General features: G+C 69.3%; 12 protein-coding genes. 9 read left to right on the plus strand and 3 right to left on the minus strand.

Features of this window, described 5'->3' with window-relative positions; genetic code table 11:
• Positions 1–49 precede the first annotated feature (49 nt).
• The 3 genes from glmU to ACGFI6_RS33600 are packed head-to-tail and all read left to right on the plus strand — an operon-like array spanning position 50 to position 3,322.
• Entirely contained in the window at positions 50–1,537 is a 1,488-nt protein-coding gene (gene glmU / locus ACGFI6_RS33590; RefSeq protein WP_393125813.1) for a bifunctional UDP-N-acetylglucosamine diphosphorylase/glucosamine-1-phosphate N-acetyltransferase GlmU, read from the plus strand.
• 31 nt (positions 1,538–1,568) lie between these two features.
• Positions 1,569–2,549 carry a ribose-phosphate diphosphokinase gene (locus ACGFI6_RS33595; RefSeq protein WP_393125815.1) on the plus strand — a complete coding sequence of 327 codons (981 nt, stop codon included), beginning with the start codon at positions 1,569–1,571 and terminating at the stop codon, positions 2,547–2,549.
• 11 nt (positions 2,550–2,560) lie between these two features.
• Positions 2,561–3,322 carry an NAD(P)-binding domain-containing protein gene (locus ACGFI6_RS33600; RefSeq protein WP_393125817.1) on the plus strand — a complete coding sequence of 254 codons (762 nt, stop codon included), beginning with the start codon at positions 2,561–2,563 and terminating at the stop codon, positions 3,320–3,322.
• A 13-nt stretch (positions 3,323–3,335) separates the two neighbouring features.
• On the opposite strand, the gene ACGFI6_RS33605 is transcribed toward ACGFI6_RS33600, so the two are convergent.
• Entirely contained in the window at positions 3,336–4,004 is a 669-nt protein-coding gene (locus ACGFI6_RS33605; RefSeq protein WP_393125819.1) for a hypothetical protein, read from the minus strand.
• Positions 4,005–4,236: 232 nt separating this feature from the next.
• Between ACGFI6_RS33605 and ACGFI6_RS33610 the strand changes: the two genes are divergently transcribed.
• From ACGFI6_RS33610 to ACGFI6_RS33630, 5 genes are read left to right on the plus strand one after another with little or no spacing between them, the layout of a single operon-like run.
• Positions 4,237–4,878, plus strand: a complete 642-nt coding sequence (locus tag ACGFI6_RS33610) for a 50S ribosomal protein L25/general stress protein Ctc (RefSeq protein WP_393125821.1) — start codon at positions 4,237–4,239, stop codon at positions 4,876–4,878.
• A 43-nt stretch (positions 4,879–4,921) separates the two neighbouring features.
• The gene (pth, locus tag ACGFI6_RS33615; protein ID WP_393125823.1) at positions 4,922–5,497 is read left to right on the plus strand and encodes an aminoacyl-tRNA hydrolase; all 576 of its coding nucleotides are present in this window, start codon (positions 4,922–4,924) and stop codon (positions 5,495–5,497) included.
• A complete protein-coding gene (mfd, locus tag ACGFI6_RS33620) occupies positions 5,494–9,126 on the plus strand; it encodes a transcription-repair coupling factor (RefSeq protein WP_393125825.1) in 3,633 nt (1,210 codons plus the stop codon). Before pth ends, mfd begins: the two co-directional genes overlap by 4 nt.
• Before the next feature lie 28 nt (positions 9,127–9,154).
• On the plus strand, positions 9,155–9,784 hold the full coding sequence (locus ACGFI6_RS33625) for a hypothetical protein (protein WP_393125827.1): 630 nt from the start codon (positions 9,155–9,157) through the stop codon (positions 9,782–9,784).
• Positions 9,785–9,795: 11 nt separating this feature from the next.
• The gene (locus ACGFI6_RS33630) at positions 9,796–10,809 is read left to right on the plus strand and encodes a MazG family protein (RefSeq protein WP_393125829.1); all 1,014 of its coding nucleotides are present in this window, start codon (positions 9,796–9,798) and stop codon (positions 10,807–10,809) included.
• A gap of 82 nt (positions 10,810–10,891) precedes the next feature.
• Here ACGFI6_RS33630 and ACGFI6_RS33635 read toward each other — a convergent pair whose 3' ends face one another.
• A complete protein-coding gene (locus ACGFI6_RS33635; protein ID WP_393125831.1) occupies positions 10,892–11,182 on the minus strand; it encodes a transcriptional regulator in 291 nt (96 codons plus the stop codon).
• A complete protein-coding gene (locus ACGFI6_RS33640; RefSeq protein WP_393125833.1) occupies positions 11,179–11,640 on the minus strand; it encodes a hypothetical protein in 462 nt (153 codons plus the stop codon). The genes ACGFI6_RS33635 and ACGFI6_RS33640 overlap by 4 nt, the downstream gene beginning before the upstream one ends.
• Positions 11,641–12,132: 492 nt before the next feature.
• On the opposite strand from ACGFI6_RS33640, the gene ACGFI6_RS33645 reads away from it, so the two are divergent.
• Entirely contained in the window at positions 12,133–12,963 is an 831-nt protein-coding gene (locus tag ACGFI6_RS33645; RefSeq protein WP_393125835.1) for a phosphotransferase enzyme family protein, read from the plus strand.
• Positions 12,964–13,193 lie beyond the last annotated feature (230 nt).

The following is a 13,193-nucleotide window of genomic DNA, read 5'->3' on the forward strand; positions in this document are numbered from 1 at the left end:
TGCTGATACTTGTCGAAAGAACTCGCAGGGAACTCGAGGAGAAGACCGCGTGACTTCCCATCGCCCCGCGGCGGTCGTCATCATGGCCGCCGGTCTGGGAACCCGGATGAAATCGGCGACCCCGAAGGTGTTGCACGAGATCGGCGGGCGCAGTCTCGTCGGGCATGCCGTGCTGACCGCCCGGTCGCTCAGTCCCGAGCACCTCGTGGTCGTGGTCGGCAACGGCCGCGAGCTCGTCGAGGAGCACCTGAAGAACGTCGACGCCGACGCCCGGACGGCCGTCCAGGAGCAGCAGCTCGGGACCGGCGACGCCGTGCGCGCCGGGCTGGCTGCCGTACCGGAGACGTTCGACGGCTCGGTGATCGTCACGTCGGGTGACGTCCCGCTGCTGGAGGCGGAGACGCTGCACGAGCTGGTCGCGGCGCACGACAAGGACGGCAACGCGGTCACCGTGCTGACCGCACGGGTGCCGGACCCGACCGGCTACGGCCGGATCGTGCTCGCCCCGGACGGCACCGTCGCGGCGATCGTCGAGCACAAGGACGCGACGGCGGAGCAGCGGGCGATCGACGAGATCAACGCCGGCATCTACGTCTTCGATGCGGCTACGCTACGTGACGGTTTGAGCAGGTTGACCACGGACAACGCGCAGGGTGAGCTGTACCTGACCGACGTCCTCGGCATCGCCCGGACCGACGGCAAGCGGGTCGGTACGCACGTCACCGACGACGCGATGCAGACCGAGGGCGTCAACGACCGGGTGCAGCTGGCCACGCTCCGTGCCGAGCTGAACCGCCGGACGCTCACCAAGCACATGCGCGCCGGTGTCACGATCGTCGACCCGAGCACCACCTGGGTGGACCAGACCGTCGACCTCGCCCGCGACGTCACCCTGCTGCCGAACACCCAGCTGCACGGCGCCACCTCGGTCGGCAGCGGTACGGCGATCGGCCCGGACACCACGCTTACCGACGTCGAGATCGGCGAGAACGCGACGATCATCCGGACCCACGGCTCACTCGCGGTGATCGGCGACGGGGCGAGCGTCGGCCCGTTCGCGTACCTGCGTCCCGGCACCAAGCTCGGCGTGAAGGGCAAGATCGGCACGTTCGTCGAGACCAAGAATTCCACCATCGGCGACGGCGCCAAGGTCCCGCACCTGACGTACGCCGGCGACGCGACGATCGGCGAGGGCGCGAACATCGGCGCCGGCACGATCTTCGCCAACTACGACGGCGTCGCGAAGCACCCGACGCACGTCGGCAAGTACTCCTTCATCGGCAGCAACTCGGTACTGGTCGCGCCGCGGACGATCGCGGACGGTGCCTACCTGGCGGCCGGTACGGCGCTCACCGAGGACGTCGGCCCGGGCGAGATCGCGGTCGCGCGCGGCCGGCAGCGCAACATCAAGGGCTGGGTCGCCCGCAAGCGGCCCGGCACCAAGACCGCTGCGGCGGCCGAGGCCGCACTGGCCGACCAGCCGGCCGACCCGGACGCGGCCGGCCCGGCGGACCGGCCGGACGAGCAGCAGGCCTGAGCAGCAGACAGCACAACGGGAGGCGCGGGCGATGAGCGGGATGAAACGAACCACCGAGAAGAACCTGATGGTTTTCTCCGGCCGGGCGCATCCCGGCCTCGCCGAGCAGGTGTCCGAGGAGCTGGGATCGGGCTTGGTCCCGACCCAGGCGTACGACTTCGCCAACGGCGAGATCTACGTCCGGTTCGAGGAGTCGGTGCGGGGCAGCGACGCGTTCGTGATCCAGAGCCACACCTCGCCGATCAACGAGTGGATCATGGAGCAGCTGATCATGGTCGACGCGCTGAAGCGGGCGTCGGCCAAGCGGATCACGGTGGTGCTCCCGTTCTACGGGTACGCGCGGCAGGACAAGAAGCACCGCGGCCGGGAGCCGATCTCGGCCCGGCTGATGGCCGACCTGTTCAAGACCGCGGGCGCCAACCGGCTGATCTGCGTGGACCTGCACACCTCGCAGATCCAGGGCTTCTTCGACGGCCCGGTGGACCACCTGATGGCGATGCCGATCCTCAGCGAGTACGTCCGGAACAAGTACGGCGACGAGCAGCTGGCCGTGGTCTCGCCGGACGCCGGCCGGATCAAGGTCGCCGAGCAGTGGTCGGCGCGGCTGGACAATGCGCCGCTGGCGTTCATCCACAAGACCCGCGACATCGACCGCCCGAACGAGACGGTCGCGAACCGCGTCGTCGGTGAGGTCAAGGGCCGGGTCTGCATCCTGGTCGACGACATGATCGACACCGCCGGCACGATCACCAAGGCCGCCGACGCGCTGTACGCCGAGGGCGCCGCGGGCGTCGTGATCGCGGCCACCCACGCGATCCTGTCCGGCCCCGCCGTCGACCGGCTGAAGAATTGCCAGGCCAGCGAGGTGATCGTCACGAACACGCTGCCGATCGCCGAGGAGCGCCGCTTCGACAAGCTCACCGAGCTGTCGATCGCGCCGCTGATCAGCCGGGCGATCCGCGAGGTCTTCGAGGACGGCTCGGTAACCAGCCTCTTCGACGGCCGCGCCTGAGAGCCGGGCCGATGCGGATCGCGGTCTTCCATCCGGGGGCGATGGGCTCCAAGCTCGCCGCGCAACTGGTTGCGGCCGGGCACGAGGTGCATTGGGTGCCGGACGGCCGCAGTGAGTCCTCCAAGGCCCGCGCCGACGAGGCGGGCCTGATCGGTACGCCGTTCGCGGACGCCGTCGCCCAGGCGGACGGCGTCCTGTGTTCGTGTGCGCCGCAAGGGGCCGTGGACATCGCCAAGCAGGTCGGCCGGGCCGGCTTCAAGGGTGTATACGTCGAGGCGAATCCGCTCTCGCCGATGTCGCTGCGGGAGGCGCAATCCGCCGTACCGGATGCGACGTTCGTCGATGCCGGGGTCGTCGGTCCGCCACCGACCGGCGGGCCGAGCCCGACGCACCTGATGCTGTCCGGGACGGCGGCCGACCAGGTCGCCGGGTGGTGGGCCGGTACGGCGGTCACGCCGATGGTGGTCGGCTCCGAGCCAGGGGCAGCCAGTGCGGCCAAGTCGTCGTACGCGCTCTACAACAAGGGCAAGGCGGCGCTTGCCGTTCTCGCGTTCCAGCTGGCCGAGAAGCACGGTGTCACCGAGGCGCTGGTCGCCCAGCAGACCCGCGCCGACGGAGGCTCCCTTAAGGACCCCGGCCTGCCCGAACAGCTCCGCTCGGTCGCCTGGCGCTGGGGTCCGGAGTTCGACGAGCTCGCCGAGACGCTCGACAACGCCGGTCTCGAAGGCGATGCGGCCCGCGCGCTGCGTCAGGTCTGGACCAGACTCACCTGAGCTCGGGGACAGCTCAGGAGTAGACCGGACCTCCGTAGTCGCGGAGCACGAACGGCGGCAGCAGGTCGACCAGGTGGCTCATCGCCTCCAGCCGGGCGAGGACGTCCGGTACGGCGAAGCTGTCGCGGGTCCACGAGACGAACGCGTTGCCGGCGATCTGCCACTGCAGCCCCGGGTTGCGCAGCTGGCACTCCATCATCCGCGGGTGCATCACCGCCGAGCCGTACCGGTCGTCCAGGCACTCGACCCGGAACTGCTCGTTGAACTGCTCGTTCTCGAGCTCGAGATCGCTGCCGCGGAACATCCACCCCAGGCTGTTCTCACGCCCCACCGTGATCGGCGGCAACGCCACCGGCAGCGTCAGCGCGACCAGGTTGACGTGGTGCGTCTGGCTGGACTTGCCGTTGCTGGTGACGTACGTGTAGTCGAGGACGCACAGACCGCGACCGTTGTACACGCCGGCGTACGCCTCGCCAGGTGTTCCCTCCCGGAACGTGTTCGCGGCGACGTGCGCCAGCCACGGGTTCGGCGGGACCGGATACCAGCCGATCGACTGCACCTGCGCCGCGCGCTGCAGCAGCAGATCGCGCCGGCGGCGGCCGGTGACCACGATCAGCGCGACGACACCGGCGATCAGGGCGACCGGGAACAGCAGACTGAGGAGGACGTAGGCGGCAAACACCCTGGCAACGTACCCAAGATCCCGGATTTCCCGTCTGGGCACGCTCGTGGGTAGACTGTTTTGGTTGCCTCGGCGAGGGACGCCCCCCGAGATGTGCAGGGCGCGGCTCCGTGATCGACGCGGTGGTTCGTTGCCTGACGCCTTCTCCGGGGTCAGCAGGCGCCCGCTGAGGCTGCAGCCTAGTTCCATCCAGACAACAGATCACCGCAACGCTTTAGAGGAGTGTCATCTCGTGGCCGAGGTCAAGATCCAAGCCGAAGCGCGCACTGAGTTCGGCAAGGGTGCTGCCCGCCGAATCCGCCGGGACAACAAGGTGCCCGCAGTCCTGTACGGCCACGGCAGTGACCCGGTGCACATCTCGCTGCCCGGGCACGACACCATGCTGGCCCTGAAGACCGCCAACGCCCTGCTGATGATCGAGGTCGAGGGCGGCGAGTCCCACCTCGCGCTGCCGAAGCAGGTCCAGCGCGACCCGATCAAGGGCTTCATCGAGCACGTCGACCTGGTCATCGTCCGCCGCGGCGAGAAGGTCCAGGTCGAGGTTGCCGTGCACCTCGAGGGCGAGGCCGTCTCCGACGCGCTGGTCGTCACCGAGCACGCCTCCGTCCTGGTCGAGGCCGAGGCGACCCACATCCCGGAGAGCATCACGGTCTCCATCGAGGGCCTCGAGATCGGTGCGCAGATCCACGCGTCCGACCTGGCGCTGCCGACCGGGTCCACGCTGGCCATCGAGCCGGACACCCTGATCGTGAACGTCACCGCGCAGCCGACCGCCGAGCAGGTCGAGGGCGAGCTGGCCGATGCCGAGGCCGAGGCCGGCATCGAGCGCGACGAGTCGGCGGCCGCGGAGCCGGTGGCCGCAGCGGCCGAGTAGTCTGCTCCCGCAGCACCAGACATCTTCGGGAGGGCCGGGATCCGTGGCGGACGACGTGTGGTTGGTCGTCGGACTGGGGAATCCCGGCCCTTCGTATGCCCGCACCCGGCACAACATCGGGCACCTGGTCGCCGACGAGCTGGCGGCCCGGACCGGCGGGAAGTGGAAGCAGAGCAAGCAGGTCAAGGCCGAGGTGATCGAGACCCGGATCAGCGGCCTGCGGACGGTGCTCGCCAAGCCCCGGGCGTACATGAACGAGTCCGGCGGCCCGGTGTCCGGGCTGCTGAAGTTCTTCAAGCTGGATCCGGCCCACCTGGTCGTCGTGCACGACGAGCTGGACATCGACTTCGGTGTCCTGCGCTGCAAGTTCGGCGGCGGGGACAACGGCCACAACGGGCTGAAATCGGTCCGGAAATCGCTTGGCAGCGGTGAGTACTATCGAGTCCGGTTCGGTGTGGGTCGTCCACCGGGCCGGCAGGCGCCCGCCGACTTCGTCCTCAACGAGTTCTCCTCGACCGAACGCAAGGACCTTCCGTTCGCCGTCGACCGGACCGCGGACGCCGTCGAGTTCCTGCTCACCGACGGCCTAGAGGCAACCCAAGGGCGGTACAACTCGTGAAACTGAGCGGTCTGGTCGACACCCTGATCACCGATCCGGTGGTGTCCGAGGCCGTTCGTGACGCCCGCGGTGAGAGTGTCACGACCCTCGACCTGAGCGCGCCGACGCCGGTGCGCCCGGTCCTGCTCGCCGCGCTCGCCGCGGCTCAGAACGGCGCCGGCCGTCCGGTGCTCGCCGTCACCGCCACCTTCCGCGAGGCCGAGGAGCTCACCGAGTCCCTGCAGTGCCTCGTCGAGGAGCCCGGCACCGTCGCGTACTACCCGGCCTGGGAGACGCTTCCGCACGAGCGCCTGTCGCCGCGCTCGGACACGGTCGGGCGCCGGCTGGCCGTACTGCGTCGGCTCGTGCATCCGGATCCGTCCGACGAGACCACCGGGCCGATCCGGATCCTGGTCGCGCCCGTGCGTTCGGTGCTGCAGCCGCAGGTCGCGGGACTCGCGGACCTGAAGCCGGTGCAGCTGCACGTCGGCGACACCGTCGAGCTCGAGGACGTCGTCGAGCGGCTCGCCGCCGCGGCGTACCACCGGGTCGACCTGGTCGAGCGCCGTGGTGAGTTCGCGGTCCGGGGCGGCATCATCGACGTCTTCCCGCCGACCGAGGAGCACCCGCTGCGGGTGGACTTCTTCGGCGACGACGTCGAGGAGGTCCGGTACTTCGCGGTCGCCGACCAGCGGTCCCTGGAGATCGCCCAGCACGGTCTGTGGGCGCCGCCCTGCCGCGAGTTGCTGCTGACCGACGAGGTGCGCGCGCGGGCCGCCGTACTGGCCAAGGAACACCCCGAGCTGGCCGAGCTGTTCGACAAGCTCGCCGAAGGCCACGCGGTCGAGGGCATGGAGTCGCTGGCGCCGGTCCTGGTCGACGAGATGGAGCTGCTGGTCGACCTGATGCCGGCCGGCGCGCACGTCGTCGTCAGCGACCCGGAGCGGGTCCGTGCGCGGGCGCACGACCTGGTGGCGACCAGTCAGGAGTTCCTGGAGGCGTCCTGGGCCGCGGCCGCCGGTGGCGGCGAGGCTCCGATCGACCTCGGCGCGGCGGCGTACATGTCGCTCGGCGACGTCCGGTCGCATGCCCTGGGCAAGGGTCTCGCGTGGTGGAGCCTGTCGCCGTTCGCGGCGGCGCCGGCCGACGACCCCCGCGAGCTGCGGGACTCGATGGGCGAGCGGATCGCGTTCGACATCGACACCGAGGCCGGCGCGGTGACCAGCAAGATCCTCGACGTCCACGAGGTCGACCCGTACCGCGGGGAGACCGGCGCCGCGACCGAGGACATCCGCGGCTGGCTGCGGGACGGCTGGCGGGTCGTCTGCGTCACCGAAGGACACGGGCCGGCGCAGCGGCTGGCCGAGGTGTTCTCCGAGGCGGAGTTGCCGGCACGGGCGGTCGAGGGCATCGAGGAGATCCCCGAGCCCGGTGTCGTACTGATCTCGCAGGGTCAGCTCGACCACGGGTTCATTGCCGAAGGCATCAAGTTTGCGGTGCTCACCGAGAACGACCTGGCCGGCCAGCGCTCGGCGGCCGAACGTCGTTCCCAGCAACGGATGCCGTCGCGGCGGAAGAAGACGATCGACCCGCTCGAGCTGCAGCCCGGCGACCACGTCGTGCACGAGCAGCACGGCGTCGGCCGGTACGTCGAGATGATGCAGCGCACCGTCGGCACCGGCACGCAGAAGGCCACCCGGGAGTATGTGGTCATCGAGTTCGCGCCGAGCAAGCGCGGCCAGCCGGGCGACCGGTTGTACGTTCCGACCGACCAGCTCGACCAGGTCACGCGGTACGTCGGCGGCGAGCAGCCGAGCCTGGACAAGATGGGCGGCGGCGACTGGGCCAAGCGCAAGGGCCGCGCCCGCAGGGCGGTCCGGCAGATCGCCGGCGAGCTGATCAAGCTGTACGCGGCGCGGCAGGCGACGAAGGGTCACGCGTTCGCCAAGGACACCCCGTGGCAGCGCGAGCTGGAGGACGCGTTCCCGTTCGTCGAGACGCCCGACCAGCTCTCCACCATCGACGACGTCAAGCACGACATGGAACGCGTCATGCCGATGGACCGGATCGTCTGCGGTGACGTCGGGTACGGCAAGACCGAGATCGCCGTCCGGGCCGCGTTCAAGGCGGTGCAGGACGGCAAGCAGGTCGCCGTACTGGTGCCGACGACGCTGCTCGTACAGCAGCACTACGCGACCTTCGCCGAGCGGTACGCCGCGTTCCCGGTGACCGTCGCGCCGCTGTCGCGGTTCCAGACCGACAAGGAGGCCAAGGCCACCATCGACGGCCTGGCCGACGGCTCGATCGACGTGGTGATCGGGACGCACCGGCTGTTCAGCGGCGAGGTCGCGTTCAAGGACCTCGGCCTGGTGATCGTCGACGAGGAGCAGCGGTTCGGCGTCGAGCACAAGGAGCAGCTGAAGCGGCTGCGGACGGCCGTCGACGTACTGACGATGTCCGCGACACCGATCCCGCGGACGCTGGAGATGTCGATCACCGGGATCCGCGAGATGTCCACGATCGCCACCCCGCCGGAGGAGCGGCACCCGGTACTGACGTTCGTCGGCGCGTACGACGAGCACCAGGTGACCGCCGCGATCCGGCGCGAGCTGCTCCGCGAGGGCCAGGTCTTCGTCGTGCACAACCGGGTGAACACGATCGAGAAGGCCGCCGCGCGGATCCGCCAGCTGGTGCCCGAGGCGCGGGTGGCGGTCGCGCACGGCCAGATGAACGAGCACACCCTGGAGCAGGTCATCCAGGGCTTCTGGGAGAAGCAGTCCGACGTGATCGTGTGTACGACGATCGTCGAGTCCGGGATCGACATCTCGAACGCGAACACGATGATCATCGAGCGTTCCGACCTGCTCGGTCTGTCCCAGCTGCACCAGCTCCGCGGCCGCGTGGGCCGTGGTCGCGAGCGCGCGTACGCATACTTCTTCTACCCGCCGGAGAAGCCGCTCACCGAGACCGCGCACGACCGGCTGGCCACGATCGCGCAGCACGCCGATCTGGGCGGCGGCATGGCGGTCGCGATGAAGGACCTGGAGATCCGCGGCGCCGGCAACCTGCTCGGCGGCGAGCAGTCCGGGCACATCGCGGACGTCGGCTTCGATCTGTACGTCCGGCTGGTCGGCGAGGCGGTCGCGGAGTACCGCGGCGACACCCAGGCCGAGGAGCCCGAGGTCAAGATCGAGCTGCCGATCGACGCGCACCTGCCGCACGACTACATCCCGTCGCAGCGGCTGCGCCTGGAGATGTACCAGCGGCTCGCGGCCGTACGCGACGACGAGGGCATCGCCGAGCTGGTCGAGGAGCTGCACGACCGGTACGGCGACATCCCGCAGGCCGTGCTGAACCTGATCGAGGTGGCGAAGTTCCGCAATCACGCCCGCCGGGCGGGGCTGCACGACGTCACTCTGCAGGGGAACCTGATCCGGTTCGGGCCGGTCGAGCTGCCCGATTCGAAGGTGCTGCGGCTGAACAGGCTGTACCCGAAGAGTCTGGTGAAGCCGCAACTGCATACCATTCTGGTGCCGAGACCTGCCACCAGGCCGGTCGGCGGTCAGCCGCTCCGCGACCAGGAGTTGCTGCAATGGTGCACCCGGTTGATCGACGACGTGATCGCCGAACCTATCGTGGTGCCCGCGTGAACCTGACAAGAACTGACGAGGAGATTCGGTGAGCACACGGCTTCGGGCTCTCGGTGTGGTGGCGGCGACGGTGCTGCTGACCGGTGGTTGTGCAGCGGGGACCCACCCGGGTGCGGCGGCTGTGGTCGGCAAGACGGAGATCAGCATCAGCGACGTGGACAACACGTCGCGGGCGGTCACCACGGCACTCGGTCAGAACTTCAACGCGAACGCGACCCTACGCACCCTGGTCACCAACGCGATGGCCGCCGAAGTGGCGCAGCAGAAGTCGATCACGATCACCCCGGCCGAAACTGCCCAGTCGGCGCTTCAGGCGGTCGGCGAGAATCAGGAGGCCTACGCGAAGTTCCAGAGCGAGGCCGACACCCGCGATTTTCTGAACGCGGTCGGCAACACGCAGTTGATCGCGCTGAAGCTGGCCGGCGGTGGGGTCAACGACATGCAGAACCAAGCCAAGCTGCAGCAGGCCCAGATGGCGATCAATGAGGCATCGAAGGGCATCGACATCACAATCGCGCCGCGCTTCGGCAAGTGGACCGGCAGCGACGTCGACAACACGATCTCCGGGTCGTTGTCGAAGGAGTCCAAGCAGACCGCTGCCCAGCGCGAGGCCGCCGAGAACGCTGCCAAGCAGCAGCAACAGCAGGGCCAGGGCTGAGCCCCGAGCCGGTGACTGACGTCCGCGAGCCCGCCGGTGCGGGGGAGTCCGGCCGGATCACAATCCTCCTGACCAGCCCACGGGTCGCCCCCGGGCTCATGACCCGCGCGGCCTGGCAGTCCCTCACCGACGCCGACGAGATCGCCGCGGCGGGCCGCGGTCAGGTGTTGCGCGGTGACGTACAGGCTGTGGTCGGGTCGGGGCTTGCGGTGACGCAGGTCGAGGGCGACAGCGGCGAGCACTGGGGCTGGTTGTCGTCCGCGGCCGAGGCGGGCCGGAGCGTCGCGTGGCTCGTCGGTGACGACGGTGAGCCGGGTCTGCTGCGGGTGGTCGCCGAGCAGGTGGCGCGGGACCCGCGTCCGGCGTACGGCGTGGAGATCCTGCACGGCTCGTACGACGTGCCAGGAGCCCGGCTGATCGATCTGGTCCGGGTGATGGACCGGATCCGCCGCGACTGCCCGTGGACGCAGCAGGAGACGCACGAGAGCCTCGCCAAGTACCTGCTGGAAGAGACCTACGAGACCCTCGAGGCGCTCGACACCGGCGACCGCGCCCACCTCCGCGAGGAGCTCGGCGACCTGCTCCTCCAGGTCGCGCTGAACTCCCGCATCGCCGAGGAGGACCCGGACGACGGGTTCACGATCGACGACGTGGCCGGCGGCATCGTCGAGAAGCTGATCCGCCGCCACCCGCACGTCTTCGCCGATGTCGACGCCACCGACGTGGCCACCGTCGAAGCCAACTGGGAAGCCATCAAGGCCACCGAGAAGCAACGCTCCTCGGTCCTCGAAGGCATCCCGCTGGCCCTCCCCGCGCTGGCCCTCGCAGACAAGGTCCTCGGCCGCGCCGCAAAGGTCCTCCCCGCCGACCTCCCGCCCACCGGCGACTCGGCCCAGGACCGCATCGGCCACCACCTCCTGCAACTCGTCCGCGAATCCCGCGCCGCCGGCGTAGACGCCGAGCAAGCCCTACGCACCGCCATACGCCAACTCACCACCCAAATCCGCACCGCCGAACACCCCTGACCGCAGCCCGCTGGCGGGTTGTTTCACCGACGGCCTGTTGCAGGGCGCCAGCGATGAAACAACCCGCCGGCGGCGTGGCTGATTACTGCGGGCCGTTGAGGAGGGTCTCGAGGGCGGTTCTGTGAGCTGTGTAGGCGTGTTGGCCGGCTTTGGTCATGCGGTAGGTGGTGGTGGCGCCGCGGCCGTGGCCGCTCTTGGTGGTGGTGACGTAGCCGGCGGACTCCAGGGCGGACATGTGTTTGGAGAGGTCGGAGTCAGCGACCTCCAGGTAGTCCTTGAGGAAGCGGAACGTCACAGTGGTCGCGTTCGCCAGCACCGCCATCGCGGCCAGCCGCTTCGGGGCGTGGATGACCGGGTCGAGTCCGTCGATCACCCGAGACGCTCCCGGACGTGTGCCGCGGCGATCGCGTACCGGCGCTCGTAGTACCAGATCCCGGCCGTGACCAGCACGAACGCCGTCGCCGCGGCCACCGGTACGCCGGCCAGCCACCACGTGAGCCCCACGACCACCACGAGCACCGGCACGGCCAGGAAGTACCCCTTCCAGATCCGGCCGATCTCCCGCGGCGGCCGCCCACGCCCCGGGAACGGCATCGCGCCGTGCCGGCGCTGCATCCAGACCAGGAACCAGACCTCGAACGCGACCAGCACCGCCAGCGAGCCGACGAACAGCAGGCCGTTCTCGCGCCACCAGGCGAACGCACCGATCAGCCCTGCCACCCAGAGTCCGACGGCCGGCGGATACCACCCCGGCGTCTCCGGATAGCTGACATACGGTGCCGCCTCGGCGCGCTCGATGATCCACAGCTGCTCGTCCGCATCACTTTCCACACTGGAAACTTAATCAATAACTTTCCACTTCCGCAAGTAAAAACAGCTCCTGCATTGCATGTGTGATGGTCGGGATCGGCAGCTCGACAGGACGTGTCGGTCGGTGCCTAGTACACCTGATCCGGCGCCACGGTGAGCGTGGGTGGTTGTGGGTGGTGAGGTCTGGTATTACCGGGCCGGGGTCGCGACAATCGGGTTGGCCCGGCGGGTCCTCCGAGTACGACGGCTGTAGGTCCCGGACTGGGTGCGGATCAAATTACTGGGGATGGAGACATCATGAAGAAGCTGATCGCGCTGGCTGGACTGGCTGTCCTGTCGATCGTCGGCGTTGCGACCCCTGCGGCGGCGACCCCCGCAGCGCCCGGCTGCGTCATAGTCGTGCAGTGGTGCTGAGCCACCTGCCCTAGTCCCGCTGGCCAGCACTGCTCAGGGTTCGGGGTGGGGCGGAAATCGGGTGTCGGGGGGCGGGGCCGCGCTGGCAGGGTGGGGTTGGTGGACGTTGCTGGGGTATTGCGGGAGTACTGGGATCTGAAGCCGTTGGAGCTGGAGGTGTTGGCCGGCGGCATGAACTCGGCGGCCTGGCTGGTGTCCACGGGTGCGCGGCGGGTCGTTGTGAAGACTGTGGAGCTGGACGACAGTGCGTTCGAGCCTGGGCTGGAGCTGGCGGCGCGGTTGGACGATGGCGGCGTACGGACAGGTCGGCCGTTGGCCGGCAAGCAGGGGCGGCTGGTCGAGCGGGTGGACGGGCGGCAGGTCGCAGTATTGGAGTACGTCGACGGGCCTGAGCTTGGGCCCGCGGATCAGGCGCCGATCGGGGAGCTGCTCGGACGGGTGCACGAGGCCGCGGTGGTCGAGACCGGCGTGACGGCCGACTGGTTGCGGTTCCTGCTGCCGTTCCAGGCGAGCCTCGATCTGGAGCCGTGGATCCGGCCGGCCGTCGAGGCGGCGGTGGCCGATGCGATCTCACTCGGCACGTTGTCCTGGGCCTGGTTGCACGGGGATCCCGCCGCGGAGGCGTTCCGGCGGCAGAGCGACGGCCAGATCGCCCTCATCGACTGGGGCAGCGCGATGCGAGGACCGATCCTGTACGACGTCGCATCCGCCGTCATGTACAACGGCGATCAGGTGGTCCCGGCGTACCTGCGAAAGCGCCCCGACCTGACCGACGAACTCGACCGTGGTCTCCCCACGTTCCTCCGCGTCCGCTGGGCCGTACAAGCCGGCTACTTCGCCTGGCGCATCACCAACAACATCCTCACCGGCATCTCCGGCCCACCCGACAACCTGAGGGGCCTGAACGACGCCCGCCGTTCATTGTCCTAGAACGCCGACCTGGGGAGGATTTTGTGCCGAATCGGGCGCAAAAACCTCCCCAGGCAGGCAGGACCGGCGCGGGCCGGGAAGGCTTGCTGGGTGTGGATCCCGCCGATCTGGAGGTGTTTCGGGCGCCCAACGGAGTGTTATTGACGCGGGAGGTACCTCGGGATGCGATCGTTAGCGTCGACGCGGTCCACTGAGCCAGGTGGTCTGGGGACTAGGCTCGGCAGCGATTC

This window comes from Kribbella sp. NPDC048928 (assembly GCF_043197975.1).
In the GTDB taxonomy this organism is placed as follows: Bacteria; Actinomycetota; Actinomycetes; order Propionibacteriales; family Kribbellaceae; genus Kribbella.

Coding starts and splice junctions, on each gene's coding strand:
- ACGFI6_RS33600 (WP_393125817.1), top strand. CDS start 2,561: ATGCGGATCGCGGTCTTCCATCCGGGGGCGATGGGCTCCAAGCTCGCC.
- ACGFI6_RS33595 (WP_393125815.1), top strand. CDS start 1,569: ATGAGCGGGATGAAACGAACCACCGAGAAGAACCTGATGGTTTTCTCC.